Source organism: Pseudophaeobacter sp. TrK17, assembly GCF_042192375.1.
Taxonomy (GTDB): Bacteria; Pseudomonadota; Alphaproteobacteria; order Rhodobacterales; family Rhodobacteraceae; genus Pseudophaeobacter.
The window spans coordinates 1934877-1953994 of the sequence record NZ_CP071700.1; the positions used below are offsets into that span (position 1 = coordinate 1934877).

Genomic DNA, 19118 nt, shown 5'->3' on the forward strand with positions numbered 1-19118 from the left:
GTGGTCATCCTGGCCTATACGCGCGCCATCAAACCCGCAGGTGGGGTTTGGCCTGTCTGGGGGAGAAATCCCCAAATGGGCCGCCGGTTGGAGCAAATGCTCTGAACCCCCACCGAGGACTGAAACCGGAAACAAGGAATACAAGCATGGCTCTTCCCGAGTTCACCATGCGCCAGCTGCTGGAAGCAGGCGTACACTTTGGTCACCAGACACAGCGCTGGAACCCGCGTATGGCACCCTATATCTATGGTGCACGCAACGGCATCCACATCATGGACCTGACACAGACTGTTCCTATGCTGGACCAGGCCCTGCAGATCGTCCGCGACACCGTTGCCAAGGGCGGCCGCGTTCTTTTTGTTGGTACCAAGCGTCAGGCCACCGGCCCCATCGCCGAAGCCGCTGAAAAATCCGCACAGTACTACATGAACCACCGCTGGCTCGGCGGCACCTTGACCAACTGGAAAACCGTTTCCCAGTCGATCAAACGCCTGAAAGAAATTGACGAAAAGCTGGAAAGTGGCGCCGAAGGCCTCACCAAGAAAGAGCGTCTGGGCATGGAACGTGACCAGGGCAAACTGCAGGCCTCATTGGGCGGTATCGCCGAAATGGGCGGTGTTCCTGATCTGCTGTTCGTCATCGACGTGAAAAAAGAAGCGCTGGCCATCGCCGAAGCCAAAAAACTGGGTATCCCAGTTGTGGCAATCGTCGACACCAACTGCTCCCCTGATGGCGTTGATTTTGTGATCCCAGGCAACGATGACGCATCGCGCGCTATCTCCCTGTACTGTGACCTGGTTGCACGTGCTGCGCTGGACGGCATGTCCGCTCAGCTGGGTGCCGCCGGTGTTGACCTTGGTGCCTTGGAAGAGGCGCCTGTAGAAGAAGCAGTTGCTGAATAAGCACCCGCCGACGCTACCTGTCACAGTTTTGACATGCGGGGCAGGCTATCACCTGCCCCAATTCCGTTTTGATTTGAGGAGAGCCTAAAGATGGCAATCACAGCTGCACTCGTTAAAGAACTGCGCGACTCCACCGGCGCCGGCATGATGGACGCCAAAAAAGCGCTGACCGAAACCAATGGCGACATGGAAGCCGCCGTTGACTGGCTGCGCACCAAAGGTCTGGCCAAAGCAGCCAAAAAATCCGGTCGTACAGCAGCAGAAGGCCTGGTGGCCGTTGTTGTTGAAGGCGGCAAAGGTGTTGCGGTTGAAGTGAACTCCGAGACCGACTTTGTTGGCAAGAACGCCGAATTCCAGGAAATGGTTGGCGGCATCGCCAAAGCTGCCCTGGGTGTTTCCGATGTTGAGGCACTGAAAGCCGCTGACATGGGTGGCAAGACCGTCGAAGCCGTTATCACTGACAAGATCGCCACCATTGGTGAAAACATGTCCGTGCGTCGTATGTCTGTTGCCGAAGGTGACACTGTCATCTCTTACGTCCACAATGCCGTGACCGCTGGCATGGGCAAAATCGGCGTGTTGGTTGCAATGACCGGCGGCGACGAAGCCTTTGGCAAGCAGGTTGCGATGCATATCGCAGCTGTGAACCCTGCAGCTTTGTCAGAAGCAGACCTGGACGCTTCGGTTGTTGAAAAAGAAAAGCAGGTTCAGATGGATATCGCTCGCGAATCCGGCAAGCCTGAGGCTGTCATCGAGAAGATGATCGTTGGTCGCATGAAGAAATTTGTTGGTGAGTCCACTCTGCTCAACCAGCCGTTCGTTGTGAACCCAGACCTCACCGTTGAAGCTGCGGCAAAAGAAGCCGGCGCCACCATCACCGGTTTTGTACGTCTGGAAGTTGGCGAAGGCATCGAAGTCGAAAAAGAAGACTTTGCAGCTGAAGTTGCAAAAGCGGCTCAGGGCTAAACGTCCTTCCAAATATCCAAGATCAGGGGCTGGCGGTTTTCCGTCAGCCCCTTTTTTTGTCAAAAAGACAGCAGGCCGGGCAAAATGCTCCCTAGCTAGACTGGCTAGATTTACCGCAACCGCAAAACCAGTCCAATAGCAGCAACACACCGGCGCAAGGCGCAAGCTGTAATGCTTGGGGTATCATCGAACTCGCGAAGGAAGAGGAGCGGGTGGAGAGGCCCCATTGATGGGGATGGATGGGACCCCTCTTTAACACGGAACTGGCGCGGAAAAATACACGCCAGAAACCGAACAGGTCTGAGAGCCTTGGTATTGCAAGGGTCATTTCCCAAAGTTCCTAGGCCAAAGCCACCACTCACGGAACGGTGCCATAGTGCCCGATATTTAACTTTTCGTGTAGTAGTGTTTTCCATACCCGAATGACGGCAGCTCCCCCAAGGGAAGGCACATCTAAAAGATGTAAATCATCTGTAGTTTTTGCCGATCGACCTAAGACAGTAAAACTGTTTCAGTTTTCAAGCACATACATCTGGTTTTGCAGCGCCGCCTTTAGCACGGCCTGGGCACTGGTTTCCACCGATAGCGACGCCCGCGCCAGGCGAAGATGTTTTTCTACGGTCGCTGGGGTCAGCCCCATAAGCAGAGCAATATCCTGGGTGGTTTTTCCGTCTCCGACCCATTCCAGGGCTTCGCGCTGGCGACTGGTCAGGCTGCGATTCGGCGAGTCATAGGGCAGGGTCAGGATCTTAAGATGAACCACATTGTTCATCAGAATGATATCTTCACCATGCTCACGCCACATTTCGTCAAGATCGCTCTGGCAAATTCCGGGCTTACCAGCCAGGGAAATTGCCCCTTTGTAGCGTTTGGAAGCAGAGAAAAAACTGATGGTATATCCGGCCGTCAGCTGCATGCGTTCGTTGAATTCGATCACCTGTTTGGACGCTGGGCCCAACTGGCCGTCGTCGAGCATTTTGCGGATCATTTCCCAACTGCGGGCGCCTTCGTTCTTGAGCGCCCAGAGCACCATCGGAGCCTGGCGGTAGAGGCCCTGATGCAGGAAACCAGAAATGTATTTCTGATCATGGTTGGTCAGAATGACAAAATCGTCGGGATCGCCCAGCGAGGTTTCGGTTTTGAACCGGGTATAGCCGTAGATTAGACGGTGGAACCCATATTCTGCCATTTTCGATACATGGGCATGCCACAGCTCTTCGATGCTTTTTGCGCCGGAAACAAAGTGAAGATATTCCAACATTGTCATCAGGTTATATCGCTTGATTGAGACAGTTTTTGAACCAGAGCATCAATCGCCATCAAATAGCCCTGAGGGCCAAAACCACATATCTGTCCGATCGCCGCACGGGCAATATAGGACTGGTGGCGAAAGGCCTCGCGGGCATGGATATTGGACAGATGAACCTCAACCGTGGGGATCTCAACCGAGTAAATGGCATCCATCAGGGCCACAGAGGTGTGGGTATAGGCGCCAGCATTAAGAACAATGCCAGCATGTTTACCACGGGCATCATGTATGGCGTCCAGCAGAACGCCTTCGTGGTTAGATTGCAAACACTGCGCCTGAACCCCCGATTTTTGTGCATATTGAATGCAGCTGTTTTCAAGCATTTCGAGGGTTTCAGCCCCATAGACCTCGGGTTGCCGCGTTCCAAGCAGGTTGAGATTAGGACCGTTCAGTATCAATAAGCTATGCATTACATATCCCCTGTGTCTGAGATTAAGGTGAAACGGCAGCTTTGCACAGTCAAAGCGAAACGATTGAACGCGGTTTTGCACGCAGTATGTTGCTAATATCGCACGAAAAAAAGGTTGGCGTACCCAATTGGCCGCCAACCTGAATCTTTGCACCTTTGTTTGGTCTAGCTGTTGGTCAAAACCACCTTGCCCATAACACGCCTGTCCTGCATCATCTCCAACGCATCTGCGGCCTTTGTCATTGGCAAGACATCGCAAATCTGTGGCTTAATCTTGCCTGCGCCATAGAGCTCCTGCAGCTCGGCCATGTTTTCTTCATGGCCCTTGGGATCACGAAAGACCGATGCGCCCCAGAATACGCCACGAATATCGCAGCCTTTCAGCAGCGGCAGGTTCAGCGGAAGTTCCGGGATGCCGGCAGGAAAACCAACAACCAGGTAGCGCCCTAGCCAAGCCATCGTCCGAAGCGCTGGTTCTGCATAGTTTCCGCCCACCGCATCATAAACAACATCAACGCCAGCTTTGCCGGACAGCTCTTTGATATTGTTCGAAAACTCTTTCTGCTCATCGCGACTCATCTCGCGACTGTAGACCAGAGTTTCATCGGCGCCGATCTTCTTGCAAAAGGCTGCTTTTTCCTCGGATGACACCGCCGCAATCACCTTTGCGCCCATGGATTTCCCCAGCTCAATTGCCGCAGCACCAACGCCGCCGGCGGCACCCAAAATCAGCAGGGTTTCCCCGGCTTTAAGCTGCGCCCGGTCCTTGAGTGCGTGATAGGAGGTGCCATAGGTAAAGACAAAGCCCGCAGCATCCTCAAAAGGCATCGCATCTGGGAACTTCACGGCCTGCTTCGCCGCCACACAGATCTGCGTGGCAAAGCCTCCATGGCCGGTCAAGGCCAGCACACGGTCGCCGATTTCGTATCCGCTGACTCCCTCGCCAAGGGCCGCCACCACCCCGGCAATCTCGCCACCCGGGGCAAAGGGGCGCGGCGGCTTCATCTGATAGAGATCACGAATGATCAGCGTGTCAGGGAAGTTGACGCCAGCAGCGCGAATATCAACCAGCAGTTCCCCCTTGCCAGGGCTCAGATCCGGCTGTTCGGTCCAGACAAGTGTTTGCGGTCCACCCGGGGTGGTGCTGAGCATAGATTTCATATTTTTCCTTCCGGCAGCCCGGCGGCCGCCTTATGTTTCCTAAAATTACGTAAAGTCTTCTGTCCCTCAGCCGCGTTGTCAATGGCATAGCGAAATGTAATTCTACATTGTGAAACCGCCATAGGCCATGGGAGGCTCTGGAGCGCGGGACTGAGGAGAAGACACATCATGGGTGAAGTTAACGCGGGACACGATCACGCCGAGTTTCGGCGCGAGGTCCGGGAATGGTTGGAGACAAATTGCCCGCCAGAAATGCGCGATGGTGCAGCTGGCGAGAGTTCAATCTGTTGGGGTGGGACCACTTGGGTCTTTACCTGCGAGGCACAAAAGATCTGGCTGGATCGCTGCGCAGCACGTGGTTTTACCGTGCCCACATGGCCCAAAGCCTACGGCGGTGCAGGGCTTAGCCGGGATGAAGACAAAATTCTGAAGCAGGAGATGCAGGCCATTGGCGCGCGTTCGCCACTGGATAGCTTTGGCATTTGGATGCTTGGGCCGGCGCTTTTGAAGTTCGGTACAGAAGAGCAGAAACTGCATTACCTGCCGCCCATTGCCCGTGGCGAAATTCGCTGGTGCCAGGGCTATTCCGAGCCCGGCGCCGGCTCTGATCTGGCCGGGGTACAGACCCATGCTGCGGATCAGGGCGAGACCTGGCTGGTCAATGGGCAAAAGATCTGGACCTCTTATGCGGATCGCGCCGATTGGATCTTTGCTCTGCTCAGAACAAATCGTGACGCCAAGAAACATCTCGGTATTTCCTTTGTCCTTATGGATATGCGCAGCCCTGGAATTACCACGCGTCCGATCCAGCTGATTTCCGGCGCGTCGCCGTTTTGTGAGACCTTTTTTGAAAATGTCGAGGTGCCAAAGACCCAAGTTGTTGGCACCATTGATCGGGGCTGGGATGTGGCGAAATACCTGCTGACCCATGAACGCGAGATGATCAGCAATGGCGGCAATGCCATGGGATCTGGCCGTGCCCTGGGGGCGGTTTTAACCGAGAGCGAAACCGGTCAGAGTGATCCTGTGCTGCGCGGTGATGCGATGCGGGCCGAGGTGGATAGCCTGGCAATGGCGATGACCCTGGAGCGGTACAAGGATCAGGCCGAAGGCGGCCAGGGCGTTGGCGATGCCTCTGCCATGCTGAAGTACATGGGAACCGAACTGAACAAGACGCGGCTTGAACTGATCATGGCTGCCGATGGGGCTGATGCATTGACCTGGGGAGACACGCCAGCATCGTCCTGGCTGCGGACAAAGGCCAACTCGATCGAGGGGGGCACCTCCGAGGTGATGCTCTCGATTATCAGCCGTCGCATTTTGAACCTTCCAGGATAAGAAACATGGCAAAACTCATTCAAACAGAGGAAGAAACCCTCTTGTCAGAGGCGGCCCATGGGTTCCTCTCCAAATCCGCCCCAGTGTCGCGTCTGCGGGAAATGCGCGACAGTGGCGAGCATTCTGATCCGGCGCTTTGGCAGGAAATGGCTGCAGCCGGCTGGGCCGGTGTATTGGTGCCCGAGGCCGCTGAAGGCTCCGATATGGGCCACGCAGCAGCCCATGTCCTGGCCCGCGAAATGGGCCGCAACCTGACTGTCAGCCCCTTTCTCAGCACCGCCGTCATGGCTGCAACCTTGCTGCGCCAATTCAGCGATGACAGCGCCACCAGCAAACTGAAACAGATCGCCGTCGGCGGACTGACCTATGCGCTGGCGTTGGATGAGACGGCAAAATTTTCGCCCGACCAGGTTGAGCTAACTGCGGAAAGCCGTGGCAACGGCTATGTGTTGAACGGTAAAAAGCGTTTTGTCGTAGATGGTTGTGACGCGGACCGCATTCTGGTTTTGGCCAAAAGCGACGCGGGCCTGTGCCTGTTTGATCTGGCCAACAAGGCCCAGGGTCTGACCCAAAACCCGCTGAAAATGATCGACAGTCGTGATGCTGCGGACTTGATATTTAACGATGTCGAAGTCTCAGGCGAGGCCCTGTTGGGCGACCCCGGTGCAGGGTTTGATGTGTTGAAGCCCGCGCTTGAGGCCGGACAGGCCGCATTGGCGGCTGAAACCACCGGACTGGCAGAGGCGGCATTTTCCCTGACCACCGATTACCTGAAAGAGCGCAAACAATTTGGCATTACCATCGGCAGTTTCCAGGCGTTGCAACATCGGGCAGCGCATCTGTGGTGCGAAATCGAGCTCACACATTCTGCGGTGTTGAATGCCGGCCGTATTCTGGACGAAACTCCAGATCAGGCGACACTTGCGGTCTCGGTCGCCAAGGCGCGGGCAACAGATACGGCCCAGAAATCGGTTCAAGAAGGGGTGCAGATGCATGGTGGCATTGGCATGACCGATGAATTCGACATGGGTTTTTATATGAAACGCGCCCGGGTCGCAGCCGAATGGCTGGGGGACTATGGCTATCACGCCGGGCTGGTTGCCCAATTGCGTGGCTTCTAAGGAGAGATTGAGATGCAGGATCTGTTTACACTCAACGGCAAAACCGCACTGATCACCGGCGGCGCAACCGGCATTGGCCGGATGGCGGCTGAAGCCATGGTTCGGGCTGGCGCCCGGGTCTTGATCGCCTCGCGTAAAGGCCATGCCTGCGAAGCCGTGGCGCAAGAGCTGAACGCATTGGATGCACCGGGCTCGGCCGAAGGTTTTGCCGGCGATGTCGGCACCGAAGAGGGCATCATCGCCCTGGTGGCTGAGGTTAAATCCCGCACCGAACAGCTTGATATTTTGATGAATAACTCTGGTATCACCTGGGGGGCAGAGCTCAAGGACTTCCCCCATCAGGCTTGGGAAAAGGTGATGAATGTCAATGTGACTGGCGTTTTTGATCTGACCCGTCGCTTGCTGCCAATGTTGATCAAAAGCGGTGAGCTGGGAGATCCGGCGCGGGTGATCAATGTTGGCTCGGTCATGGGGGAAATCCCTATGGGGGATGGCGCCTATAGCTATTCCGCCTCCAAGGCGGCGGTCATTCATATGTCCAAAATTCTCGCCAAGGAACTGGCCCATAAGCATGTCACGGTAAATGCGCTGGCCCCTGGGCCCTTTGTTTCCAGAATGACCGCCTTTGCCACCGGCGACGAGGAAAAGCGGGAAAAAGTCGGCAACGATGTCCCCCTAGGCCGGGTTGGCTGCTACGAGGATATCGCGGGTTCTGTGTTGTTTCTCAGCGGCAAGGGCGGCGCCTATGTCACAGGGGCGGTGGTGCCGATTTCAGGTGGTATCAATGTCATGTCCGGTCAGAATATTTTTGGCAGCGTAATGGAATAGAAAAGGTCAAAGTTGACCCGTAATATTCTGAAATAAGGAAGAAAAGATGTCTTCACCCAATCAACGCCTCCCCAAGGCGCTGCAAAACCTGCGCCTGCCGCTGATCGGCTCGCCTTTGTTTATCATTTCTGTGCCAGAACTGGTGATTGCCCAGTGTAAGGCGGGCATCGTCGGCGCCTTTCCAGCGCTAAATGCCCGCGAAGGCGAGGGGGATCCGATCCTGCTGGAGGCTTGGCTCAAGCAGATCACCGAAGAGCTGGATCGCCACAATCAGGAAAACCCTGATCAGCCCGCCGCACCCTTTGCGGTCAATCAGATCGTTCACCGCTCGAACGCACGGCTGGAACGCGACCTGGAGATCTGCAACCGCTGGAAGGTGCCGATCTGGATCACCTCGCTGGGCGCGCGTCCTGAAGTGAATGATGCGGCACATTCCTGTGGTGGCGTGGTGTTGCATGATGTGATCAACAATACCTTTGCCAAAAAGGCCATCGACAAGGGCGCTGACGGGTTGATCGCCGTGGCTGCCGGCGCTGGCGGCCATGCAGGCGAACAGTCGCCTTTTGCCTTGATCCGTGAAATCCGCAGCTGGTTTGATGGCCCGCTGGCGCTGTCCGGCGCAATCGCCAGCGGCGAAGCCCTGTTGGCGGCGCGCGCTTTGGGCGCTGATTTTGGCTATGCCGGCTCGCCCTTCATCGCCACCCATGAGGCAAACGCCCAACAGGATTACAAACAAATGATCGTCGAAAGCGGCGCAGAGGACATTGTATATTCCTCACTCTTTACAGGCGTTTGGGGGAACTATCTGAAGAAGTCTGTTTCTCAGGCCGGTCTGGACCCCGAAAACCTGCCCCAGGCAGATTCCTCTTCCATGAACTTTGGCAGCGGCTCTTCCAAACCAAAGGCTTGGAAAGAGATCTGGGGTTCTGGCCAAGGCATTGGCGATGTAAAATCGATCTGCTCTGCGGGGGAATTGGTAGATCGCATTGCCAGCGAATACCACGCCGCTGGTAAAAAACTGGCCAGCGAGTTCAAGAGCTGACCATGGCCGAACTTCTGATTGTTCGCCATGGTCAGGCCTCGTTTGGGGCCGAGAACTATGATGATCTGAGCAACCTGGGGCGGCAACAGTCGCGCGCCCTGGGCGATACCTTACGTGCCCTTGATTGGGTCCCGGATCGGATGATCACCGGCAGCTTGATGCGTCAAAAGCAAACCCTGGAGGAAATGGGGTTTGACGGAGCTGCAGAAGAGCATGCGGGCTGGAATGAGTATGATTTTCACGACCTGCTCAACAGCCGCTATGGCGGTGTGGCCCCGGATGATGTCATCACAGATCGCAAGACGCATTTTCGTGCCCTCAGGGAAACGCTGACAGAGTGGCAGCAGGGCGGCATTGCCTCGGCGGGTGAAAGCTGGCTCACCTTTTGCGACAGGGTCGAACGGGCCCGCCAGGCGGCGGTTTCTGATAGGGTGGAACGGGTATTGGTGGTAAGTTCGGGCGGAGCCATCGCCCGGTTGGTAGCGGACAGCCTTTCCCTGCCCAACGATCAGATGATCGCGCTGAACCTTCAGATCAAGAACACATCCACCAGCCGGTTCGTGTTCTCAAAGGAGAAGTTTTTTCTCCACGAATTCAATTCTGTGCCGCATTTTCATAACGCGGAGCGTGCGGCTCTTATGACCTATAGTTGACAGGAACAGAAGATGAGCACAAAGACCCAGACCCTGGATCACGAGGCCGTTGGCGCCTATCTTCGCGGCCGCCTGCCGGGATTTGACAGCGATTTTGAGGTAGTGAAGTTTCAAACCGGGCAATCGAACCCCACCTTCATGTTAAAAACCACCGAAGGAAACTATGTGCTGCGGCGCAAACCTCCGGGGGTTTTGCTGAAATCGGCCCATGCGGTTGATCGTGAATTCCGGGTTCAAAAAGCTCTGGCGGACACCGATGTGCCGGTGGCCAAGATGCATCTGCTGTGCGAAGATGACGATGTCATTGGCTCAGCCTTTTATGTGATGGACCACGTGGCCGGGCGCAACCTCACCGATCCGCGTATGCCGGACTCGGACCCGCAATCCCGCGCTGCGGTGGTAGATGAGATGAGCCGGGTTCTGGCTTCGCTGCATCAGGTGGACATCGATGCGGTCGGCTTGGCGGACTATGGCCCTCCCGGCAACTATTTTGAGCGCCAGCTGGCGCGCTGGACCAAACAGTATCGCGCCTCGGAAACCGAGGTCATCCCAGAGATGAACGAGCTGATACAAGCCCTTGAAAAAGCGATGCCAAAAGAGGACGGACAACGGGGTCTTGTGCACGGGGATTACCGGATCGACAATATGATCTTTGCCAGCGACGGGCCGACCTGTCAGGCCGTGTTAGACTGGGAGCTGTCAACCATTGGCCACCCATATGCGGATCTTGCCGGGGTTATCATGCAGTGGCAAATGCCGCCGGGAAGCGAAGGCCGTGGCCTGGCGGGTATTGATCGCGCCGCGCTTGGTCTGCCTTCGGATCAGGCCTTTATCGAAAGCTATTGCAAGCGGCGGGGATTGGACGGAATTGACAATTTTGGCTTCTACCTGTCTTTCAGCTTTTTCCGTATGGGGGGAATTTTGCAGGGCGTTCTGAAACGCGCGCTTGATGGCAATGCCTCAAACCCCGAACGCGCCGTCAAACTGGGTGGATTTGTGTCACTGTTTGCCCGTAGCGGTTTGGAAGCGCTGAATAAATAACCTTTTGATCTATCGCATGTATCGTTTGGAAAAATGCGGGCAACATCTGCCCGCATTTGTTTACCTCTCTTGGCTAGACAGGCCTGACCATGCGGTACTGCGTGGTTATACGTAGCTCTTTACCCTCGACCGGGGGCTTCAGGACTGCGCAATATGTCAATCAAAGCCTTCGGCAACAGAAGGCGAACTCTGAGCAAAGGAGAGCCCGGATGACAGGAAGTGATACCCTCACCACACGTGATCTTGGAGATGGGATAGTTGAGCTGCAGTTGGGCCGTGGCCCCGTCAATGCGCTGAGTGCTGCGTTCCTGATGGAATTTGCCGAATTGATCACCCGGCTGGGCACGGATGACGCCGTGCGGTGCATCATTTTAAGCAGTCCTTTCAAGGTGTTTTCTGCCGGGCTTGACCTGAAGGAAGCGCAGCATTTTGATCTAGAGCAGCAGCAGGCAATTGTGCGTGGCCTCAACGAAGGCTTTCTGGCGCTCTATGCCTGCCCCAAACCGGTCGTGGCCTCTGTCGGTGGGGCGGCGATTGCGGGTGGGTTGTTCTTTGTGCTTGCCAGTGATCGTCGGGTTGCCCTGAACAAATCGTCCTTTGGTCTCGCAGAGGTTCGCGTTGGGGCGGATTTCCCGGTTGGCCCCTTGGAGATCGCCAAGGCAACCCTGGACGCCGATACCCAGCGGCGCATGATGCTCACCGGCCAACCCATTGGCCCCATCGCGGCGCGTAACTTTGGCTTTATCGACATTATCGCAGACGACCTTGAAGATCTGGCAGGCTACTCCCTGTCAGAGGCGCGCAAGCTGGCTGAGCTTCCGTCGATGGCATATGCCTCGATCAAGCAGCAGCTCAGAGGCGAGACAATCAAAAAGATCAAGACAGCATTGGCGGCAGGCGGCAACGCCCCTGACGGCGGCTGGTTCAACAGCCAGACCGTCGCGGCCATGCAACGCATGATAGATCAAAGATAGCGACATAGAGGCGAATATGGGGGGTGCAGGGAATGGATAAAACCCGGCTAGAGAACTTAAAGCAATGGCAGCAACACTATGTGGATGAACGAAAATATGCGGGCAGCTCCCTTCTGATCAATCGGGGTGGTGTTGAGCAGTATTTTCATGCGGCAGGCCGCCGGAACCTGGAAGAGAACCTGGACTTCACCCGCGATACGCTGGTGCGGATCTATTCCATGACCAAACCTGTGACCTCTGTGGCGCTGATGATGCTGGCCGAAAAGGGATTGTTTCACCTTGATGCGCCGGTGTCCGATTTCATTCCAGAATTCTCTCAGATGCAGGCGCTGGTACCCGGTGCCAGTTCGATCGAGCAAACCGAGTCCTCTCGATCGCCAACCCTGCACGAACTGCTGACCCATACCGGCGGGTTAAGCTACCCGTTCAACCCCGGCATCCTGTCCCAAGCCATGGACCGTGAACAGCTGATGTTCAAACCCAACCAGGGCGATCTGGGCAAGATGGTTTCCCACCTGGCCAGCTATCCACTGGCGTTCCAGCCGGGCAGCCGCTGGGAGTATTCCGTCGGTATTGATGTCCTGGGACGAGTGGTCGAAATTGTTTCTGGTCAGACACTTGCAGAGTTCTTTGAAACAGAGATCTTCCAACCTCTGGGGATGGCAGAAACTGGGTTTCGGGTTCCACGGCAGGCGGGCAACCGCTTTGCATCGCTCTATACTCCGCTGTCCGGGGACGCCATGGCGCTCAATTCCGCACAAACTGGCGGCGAGTCTCTACGCCTGACCGATCTTTACGGCGGCTCCCCCTTTGAAACCGCCGATATGATGTCTGGTGGCGGTGGTCTGGTGGGAACCCTTGACGACTATATGCTGTTTGCCGAGATGCTGCGCCAGCGTGGGCGCGGCAAGGATGGCTTTATCCTTTCGCCAAAAACCGTTGATTTTATGATGCAAAACCACCTTCCAGGTGACATTGCCTCTATGGGACCACAAAGCTTTGCCGAACAGCCGATGGAGGGCATGGGCTTTGGCCTGGGAGGGGCTGTGGTACTAGATCCAGCCCGGGCGCGCTGCCCCGGATCTGTTGGCGATTTCAGCTGGGGCGGAATGGCCTCGACCTTCTTTTGGGTGGATCCAATACTGGACCTTTCGGTGGTCTTTTTCACCCAGCTCTCTCCTTCCAGCTCGTACCCAGCACGGGCTGAACTCAAAGCCCTGGTGCACGGAGCCATTTTGTCATGAACGAAAACCCAATCCTGTGGACCCCCACATCCGAACGCGCAGAGGCCAGCCAGCTGGCGGCCTACCAAAACTGGCTAAAGCAGACCAAAGGCCTGGATTTTGACAGTTACAACGCGCTGTGGACCTGGAGCACCACCGACTTGGAGGCGTTCTGGCAAAGCATTTGTGACTATTTTGAACTCAAGTTCTCGGAACCGGCCAGCACTGTACTGGAAGAGCGCAAAATGCCGGGTGCCAAGTGGTTCCCCGGAGCAAAGTTGAATTGGGCCGAAAATATCCTTGCTGCCAGAGGTGTTGAGGAGGACCATCAGGCTCTTATCATCCATTCTGAAACCTTTGGCCGCACAGAACTTAGCCTTGGCGAGCTGCGCGCGCAGGTCGCAAGCCTGGCCGCACATCTGCGTGACATGGGGGTCGGGCAGGGCGACCGGGTCGCCGCCATCCTTCCCAACACCGAAAGCGCCATTATAGCCTGCCTTGCAGCGACCAGCCTGGGTGCCATCTGGTCGCTCTGTGCGCCAGATATGGGCCATGTTGCCATCCTCGACAGGTTCCGACAGATCAAACCCAAGGTATTGATTTATCAGGACAGCTATATGCATGGCGGCAAAGAGATCAGCCGCAAGGACGAGATGGCAAAGGTTGTCGCTGACTTACCGGACCTGCAGAACCATATCTATGTCGCCGCAAATGACCAACCTCTCCCCGCGGGCTCTGTCGCCTGGGAAGGCCTGTTGCATCGCCCGGCAGAGCTGACGTTTGCGCAGGTCGATTTTGACCACCCCTTGTGGATCGTCTATTCCTCTGGCACTACCGGCAACCCCAAGCCGATTGTGCACGGCCACGGCGGCATTCTGCTGGAAGGCACCAAACAATCGCTTCACCTTGATCTGAGCCCCAGCAGCCGCTTTTGCTGGCTGACCTCATCTGGTTGGATCATGTGGAATTCGCAATTTGGGGCTTTGGGGCAGGGTGCCACAGTGATGCTTTATGATCGCGCCCCTAACTACCCGGATATGTTGGATATCTGGCGGCGGGTGGCAGATGAGAAGATGACGTATTTTGGTGCTGGCGCCGCCTTTTTCACTGCCTGCGCCAAGTCCGGGATCACCCCCGACGCCACGTTGGATCTTTCCGCTCTGGTTTCACTTGGGGCAACCGGGTCGCCGATGACCTCGGATGGGTATGACTGGGTCTATCGCGCGGTGAGCCCAGATATCTGGCTGGCGCCCATTTCTGGCGGCACTGATTTTGGCGGCGCATTCGTCGCCGGCAACGTGATGTTGCCCGTTCGGGCCGGTGAAATGCAGGCCCGTGTGCTTGGCAATGCGGTGCGGGCCTTTGATCCTTTTGGCGCCGAGCTGACCGGAGAGGTCGGAGAATTGGTCTGCACCGAACCTTTGCCCTCTATGCCTTTGTTTTTCTGGGGAGATGAGGACGGATCACGCCTGTTTGAAAGCTATTTTGACACCTATCCAGGCATCTGGCGGCATGGGGACTGGATCTCCTTCACCTCCGAGGGTGGCTCGGTCATCTACGGCCGTTCCGATGCCACGATCAACCGTCGCGGACTGCGGTTGGGGTCATCCGAAATCTATCAGGCGGTGGAGGTGCTGGCGGAGATACAGGACAGTTTGGTTGTTGATCTGGAATTCCTTGGCAAAGAAAGCTTTATGCCGCTCTTTGTGGTGCTGACACAGCCCGGAAGCCTGGATAATACACTGAAGGATAAGATTAAATCTTCCATCCGTCAGTTTGTATCCGCTCGCTTTGTGCCTGACGAAATTATTGAAGTGCCGGAAATTCCCCGCACGCTATCAGGCAAAAAGCTGGAAGTTCCGGTGAAAAAGCTGCTACTGGGGGGCGACCCTGCAAAGGTTGTGAACCGAGACTCGATGGTGAACCCTGACAGCTTTGATGTATTCATTGCCTATGCGAACGACCGAAATACATCTTAGAAAGAACTGCTAAATGACTGACGCTGGGAGTGTTCTTCTCAATCTTCTTGATCTGGAAGAGCTCGATACCAATCTTTATCGCGGGGTTGGCTCGGGCGGAGAGACGCCCATGCGGATCTACGGTGGCCAGGTCATTGCCCAGGCCTTGGCTGCCGCCTATGCTAGTGTTCCCGAACGGTTGTGCCATTCGCTGCATGCCTATTTCATCCGGCCCGGCGACCCCAGCAAACCGGTGATCTACGAGGTGGATCCAGCCCGTGATGGCGGCAGTTTTACCACCCGTCGGGTCACCGCGATCCAGAATGGTCGCCAGATCCTGAACCTGGCAGCCTCATTCCATTTGGTGGAGTCTGGCTGGGAACATCAGCATGAAATGCCCGATGTGCCAGCGCCAGACGGGCTGTTGTCCCGCGATGAATTGCATCGCCAGCATGCCCATCGCATCGCAGAGGATCAATATGCGGAATTCATCAAAGAGCGTCCCTTTGAAATCCGCGATATTGAACCGCGTGATCCGCTAGATCCAGAAATCACTAGTGATATCAATCATATGTGGATAAGAATGGAGGCGGCCAAAGGGGCAGGGCCGCAGTTGCAACATGTTTTGATGGCCTATGCCTCCGACTTTGGGTTGCTTGGTTCCGCGCTGCGGCCCCATGGGCTCACCTGGCACAAGCCAGAAGCGATGACAGCCAGTCTGGACCATGCCATGTGGTTCCATGCTCCGGTGCAGTTTGAAAACTGGCACCTTTATACAATGGACTCACCTTTTGGCGGCGGCGGCCGCGGCTTCAATCGCGGCTCGATCTATACTCAGGACGGCCAATTGGTCGCCAGTGTCGCGCAGGAAGGACTAATGCGGCCAATCAAAGAACGATAAAGCCCCATCAGCCTATCTCACATTACATGCCACCAAAGCGGTCCCGCAGCCTTTGCATGCCAGTAATCCAACGCCCATAGTTGGACGTTTTGGCCTGCATGTAGTCCTTTACCTGTGGATGCGGAAGAACCAGGAACTCATTGTTCTCAATCGCCTTTACACAACAGTCTGCAACCATATCCGGCTCTAGCAAACCGTCGAGACTGGCGACACTTTTCTCCAATCCACGGGTCATTTCAGATCGCACGGCCTGTGGGCAAAGAACCGAGACACCAATGCCTTGATCCCCGTAGGTGATGGCCAGCCACTCAGCAAACCCAACCGCCGCATGTTTGGTCACCCCATAGGGCGCCGCGCCAATCTGGTTCAACAGGCCTGCCGCCGAGGCAGTGTTGAGCATATATCCACCACCACGTTTCAACATCAGCGGCACCAAATGACGCGAGGCCCAAACGTGAGACATCACATTGATATCCCAAATCTTTTGCCATTCATCATTGGGAACTTCAAATCCACCCTTGGTCAGTATCCCGGCATTGGAACAGAACAAATCTATCGGTGCGATGCTGTCTTCAACGGTATCAATCAGCCCCTTGATGCTGTCTTCGCTACCAGCGTCAAGATGCAGCGCGACACCTCCAATATGGTCTGCGGTCGCTTTTGCAGCTTCCAGATCAATATCAGCGCAGATCACATGGGCCGCGCCAAGATCTGCAAATTTTTCTGCCAGCCCTTTGCCAATGCCATGTCCAGCGCCGGTTACAACTATGCAACTACCCTTGATATCCATCTCTGTCGCCTTGTCTTTGGTTTTGTTGGATAAAGGCTACTGTGGTTTTCGGGGTCTGCCAATCCGGTGTGACGGAACGGAACAACTATACTTTACATAATACCGATTATGCGTCTTTCCCCAAACTAACCTCTGCGCCCTTTCTTTTGTTGCCAGCGATATCGTCTTTAATGGCCGAAATTTTATATACTTGCAACCCCTCCTGCAGATCCTGGATCGATGTCCTCGAGGACGACTCGAGCGGTCTATAACGTAAAACGCCGCAGCCCTGCGGCCACGGCGTTATAACTTCAAGCTCTATCCGACTGTTAAAACAGGATTTTCTTTTCCAGCAAAGACAGAGCCACACCACCCGCAGCGGTCAAGCCGCCCGTGATTTGCGCAACGGTGCTTTCGTCTGCATATCCTTGGGCCATCAGATAGCCCCCCAGGACGGTTGCCCCGTGCCGGATCATAGGCCCAACCATGGGCCGCAACATTTGAGTGAGAATTAGAGATTTCATAAGCTTACGCTCCTTTCCAAAGGTGAAGTTCAATTTCCCGAACGCGCCCGCCCAGGTGTTCAATGTCTTTCGCGTGTTCATCTTGTCCGCGCTGGACGCTGCCCAGGCGAAACCAAACGCCCCCAATGCCACCCACGGCCAAAAGGCCCAGGACAGCTTGCAGGATCTCGGCGGCGCTCATTTCAGCACACCGCCAGATTTCAGGGCCAAATAGCTCACATAAAGAGCGCCGCCAGCTGTAGACCATTTTGCGAGTTTTGCTGTTTTGTCAGCAGCTTCGCCTACTTCATTCAAGGCCCTGCCGCCCAGGTAGAGCCCGCCCAGTGCGACCCCGGCCCAAATCAACGGTGCGACCATCAGAGCAACCCCTTCACATAGTCCAGAATTGTTGATTGCTTGACGTGCGACTTGTTCAGACCGTCGCCTGCATAGTAGCTCTGACCTTTTGCAGTCCGACCTCTCCCATCCGTTGTGATGGCTGGCAAAGAGGCCCATTCTTTCGACAGGTTCTGTGCAAATTCATCGGCGCCAATTATTCCGGCTTGATAACTGGCAAGGCCGCGCCTGTTCATCAATGAGACTGCAATCTTGTCTTGCGTGGCTGCGTCAAAACGCTGGTTCACTGAAACCGCGCCGCTGTTCACCTGGTCGCGCAAAGTGTCTTCCATGATCTGATAGCGGCCAGCAGCTTCTGACATATATTTGCTGTCTATGCTGTCTTGCCAGTCAAGAACCTCTCCCACTGTCATAGACGTGATGGGACGTGGCGGCTGATCTCCACGGCGGATGCCCCCATACACCTGGTCATAGCCCTTTGGAGCCTCAACGCTGCCGATCAGGTCCAACAGTCCCGTGACGCCCTTTTTCGGCGCACTATTTGTATTGGAAGGCAGGCCTGGAACCTGGTCACGCTCCCAGCCGCCAGAGGTAGCCGGCGAGCTGCCTTTTTTGCCGCCCAAGCCATCCAGCCAGCCGCCGTTTTCAATAGCGCCAAACAGGGTTTCAACTCCCCAGCCTATCAAGGCGTCTTTGGCGCTGCGCTTGGGCTGCGCCGCTTCCCATGCCTGCAGCTTTGCCATTGAACCACCGGTCAATTGGCCCGCCGGTTGAATGTAAGAAATTTCAACCTGTTCGGCTTTTTTACTCTCGCGCCAAGCGGCATATATGCCCACAACGCTTGCCGCGCCCAGAACTGCCAGAACTCCCTTTTTGGACATATCGCCCCCCTTAGATTTTTACGTTTGCGGCCTGTTCCCAGGCGGCGCGGATTGCTGTTTCTGAAAGGTCAATATCCGGCACCAGAGCAATTGCCTGGGCGCGAAAGGTTCCGACCATTTCCAGAGTGGTAGAAAGGTGAAAAGACTGGCTGCGCCGCATCGCCTTAAGCGTTGCATAGGTCGCCCGATCAGATCCCCGCGCAGCCTCTTCCAGAGCCGCCCAGACCTCATCAAGCCCGGTGAAGGCCAGAAGCCACTCAAAGCGCGAAGGCGACAAGGTGGCCGGAACAGGTGCAGGTTTATCCCCTTCAATCCAAGCTTGCCCGTCCCATTCCCAATGGGGTCCAGGGCTTAAGGGAACCTCAATAGTTCCCTCTGGATACATTGACAGGGTATTGGGGGGCGCATCGCTTACCGTCTGCCAATAGCCCCGTTCAGGATGAAAAAAACCATTCATGCTGGAACCCTCATTTCGGCCCAGAGGCCTACACCGCCGCCTGAGAAACGGTAGTAAGAGCCGGGTGGAACGATCGCAGATTCCCCAAAGTTTCGGGGATTTGAGAGCGTCACCCAAGTAATATTGTCAGCCGAAACTTGAAACTGCCCCCCATTCAATTGTGAAAGCACTGCAATGGATTGCTTGGTGTTGTTATGATAGACCGTTTCCCAACCGATCCGATCAGCCGTTACATCTTGCCAAATTTGATCGTTTCCAAATGTCTTTGCCTGTGGCGCACTAAATCCGCTCATGACGACCACGCCATTCCAGCCACAGCCACGGC

General features: G+C 55.7%; 21 protein-coding genes. 12 read left to right on the top strand and 9 right to left on the bottom strand.

Annotation, left to right across the window (positions count from 1 at the left end; genetic code table 11):
- Window positions 1–146: 146 nt before the first annotated feature.
- A complete protein-coding gene (gene rpsB, locus JZI28_RS09050) occupies window positions 147–902 on the top strand; it encodes a 30S ribosomal protein S2 (protein ID WP_295451742.1) in 756 nt (251 codons plus the stop codon).
- A gap of 90 nt (window positions 903–992) precedes the next feature.
- The gene (tsf, locus tag JZI28_RS09055) at window positions 993–1868 is read left to right on the top strand and encodes a translation elongation factor Ts (protein ID WP_295451739.1); all 876 of its coding nucleotides are present in this window, start codon (window positions 993–995) and stop codon (window positions 1866–1868) included.
- 511 nt (window positions 1869–2379) lie between these two features.
- Here tsf and JZI28_RS09060 read toward each other — a convergent pair.
- The 3 genes from JZI28_RS09060 to JZI28_RS09070 form a co-directional block, all read right to left on the bottom strand.
- The gene (locus JZI28_RS09060; RefSeq protein ID WP_297338862.1) at window positions 2380–3135 is read right to left on the bottom strand and encodes a LuxR family transcriptional regulator; all 756 of its coding nucleotides are present in this window, start codon (window positions 3133–3135) and stop codon (window positions 2380–2382) included.
- Window positions 3135–3587, bottom strand: coding sequence for a type II 3-dehydroquinate dehydratase (gene aroQ, locus JZI28_RS09065; protein ID WP_375699907.1), 453 nt, complete (start codon window positions 3585–3587; stop codon window positions 3135–3137). Before aroQ ends, JZI28_RS09060 begins: the two co-directional genes overlap by 1 nt.
- A 164-nt stretch (window positions 3588–3751) precedes the next feature.
- A complete protein-coding gene (locus JZI28_RS09070) occupies window positions 3752–4747 on the bottom strand; it encodes an NADPH:quinone oxidoreductase family protein (protein ID WP_295451730.1) in 996 nt (331 codons plus the stop codon).
- A gap of 168 nt (window positions 4748–4915) precedes the next feature.
- Here JZI28_RS09070 and JZI28_RS09075 point away from each other — a divergent pair, with 168 nt between their 5' ends.
- The 10 genes from JZI28_RS09075 to JZI28_RS09120 all read left to right on the top strand — a co-directional run bounded on the left by JZI28_RS09075 (window position 4916) and on the right by JZI28_RS09120 (window position 15826).
- A complete protein-coding gene (locus JZI28_RS09075) occupies window positions 4916–6085 on the top strand; it encodes an acyl-CoA dehydrogenase family protein (protein WP_375699908.1) in 1170 nt (389 codons plus the stop codon).
- 5 nt (window positions 6086–6090) lie between these two features.
- On the top strand, window positions 6091–7206 hold the full coding sequence (locus JZI28_RS09080; protein ID WP_375699909.1) for an acyl-CoA dehydrogenase family protein: 1116 nt from the start codon (window positions 6091–6093) through the stop codon (window positions 7204–7206).
- Window positions 7207–7218: 12 nt separating this feature from the next.
- Entirely contained in the window at window positions 7219–8034 is an 816-nt protein-coding gene (locus JZI28_RS09085) for an SDR family NAD(P)-dependent oxidoreductase (protein WP_375699910.1), read from the top strand.
- Window positions 8035–8080: 46 nt separating this feature from the next.
- On the top strand, window positions 8081–9076 hold the full coding sequence (locus tag JZI28_RS09090) for a nitronate monooxygenase family protein (protein WP_297338859.1): 996 nt from the start codon (window positions 8081–8083) through the stop codon (window positions 9074–9076).
- Between the two features lie 2 nt (window positions 9077–9078).
- Window positions 9079–9729 (top strand): histidine phosphatase family protein, encoded by a 651-nt coding sequence (locus tag JZI28_RS09095; RefSeq protein WP_375699911.1) that lies wholly within the window; start codon window positions 9079–9081, stop codon window positions 9727–9729.
- 12 nt (window positions 9730–9741) lie between these two features.
- Window positions 9742–10770, top strand: a complete 1029-nt coding sequence (locus tag JZI28_RS09100; protein ID WP_297338857.1) for a phosphotransferase family protein — start codon at window positions 9742–9744, stop codon at window positions 10768–10770.
- A gap of 209 nt (window positions 10771–10979) precedes the next feature.
- The gene (locus JZI28_RS09105) at window positions 10980–11744 is read left to right on the top strand and encodes an enoyl-CoA hydratase/isomerase family protein (RefSeq protein WP_297338856.1); all 765 of its coding nucleotides are present in this window, start codon (window positions 10980–10982) and stop codon (window positions 11742–11744) included.
- Between the two features lie 32 nt (window positions 11745–11776).
- Window positions 11777–12988 carry a serine hydrolase domain-containing protein gene (locus JZI28_RS09110; RefSeq protein WP_375699912.1) on the top strand — a complete coding sequence of 404 codons (1212 nt, stop codon included), beginning with the start codon at window positions 11777–11779 and terminating at the stop codon, window positions 12986–12988.
- Window positions 12985–14946, top strand: coding sequence for an acetoacetate--CoA ligase (locus JZI28_RS09115; RefSeq protein WP_375699913.1), 1962 nt, complete (start codon window positions 12985–12987; stop codon window positions 14944–14946). The genes JZI28_RS09110 and JZI28_RS09115 overlap by 4 nt, the downstream gene beginning before the upstream one ends.
- A gap of 13 nt (window positions 14947–14959) precedes the next feature.
- Window positions 14960–15826 carry an acyl-CoA thioesterase II gene (locus JZI28_RS09120; RefSeq protein WP_353402012.1) on the top strand — a complete coding sequence of 289 codons (867 nt, stop codon included), beginning with the start codon at window positions 14960–14962 and terminating at the stop codon, window positions 15824–15826.
- A 22-nt stretch (window positions 15827–15848) separates the two neighbouring features.
- Here JZI28_RS09120 and JZI28_RS09125 read toward each other — a convergent pair whose 3' ends face one another.
- From JZI28_RS09125 to JZI28_RS09150, 6 genes are all read right to left on the bottom strand, one after another.
- Window positions 15849–16616, bottom strand: coding sequence for an SDR family oxidoreductase (locus JZI28_RS09125; protein ID WP_375699914.1), 768 nt, complete (start codon window positions 16614–16616; stop codon window positions 15849–15851).
- Window positions 16617–16924: 308 nt separating this feature from the next.
- A complete protein-coding gene (locus JZI28_RS09130; protein ID WP_375699915.1) occupies window positions 16925–17119 on the bottom strand; it encodes a hypothetical protein in 195 nt (64 codons plus the stop codon).
- 177 nt (window positions 17120–17296) lie between these two features.
- Window positions 17297–17476, bottom strand: coding sequence for a hypothetical protein (locus tag JZI28_RS09135; protein ID WP_375699916.1), 180 nt, complete (start codon window positions 17474–17476; stop codon window positions 17297–17299).
- Complete coding sequence (locus JZI28_RS09140) at window positions 17476–18336, bottom strand: hypothetical protein (RefSeq protein ID WP_375699917.1); 861 nt, start codon at window positions 18334–18336, stop codon at window positions 17476–17478. The genes JZI28_RS09135 and JZI28_RS09140 overlap by 1 nt, the downstream gene beginning before the upstream one ends.
- Before the next feature lie 10 nt (window positions 18337–18346).
- On the bottom strand, window positions 18347–18793 hold the full coding sequence (locus tag JZI28_RS09145; RefSeq protein WP_375699918.1) for a hypothetical protein: 447 nt from the start codon (window positions 18791–18793) through the stop codon (window positions 18347–18349).
- Window positions 18790–19086, bottom strand: a complete 297-nt coding sequence (locus JZI28_RS09150) for a hypothetical protein (RefSeq protein WP_375699919.1) — start codon at window positions 19084–19086, stop codon at window positions 18790–18792. The genes JZI28_RS09145 and JZI28_RS09150 overlap by 4 nt, the downstream gene beginning before the upstream one ends.
- Window positions 19087–19118 lie beyond the last annotated feature (32 nt).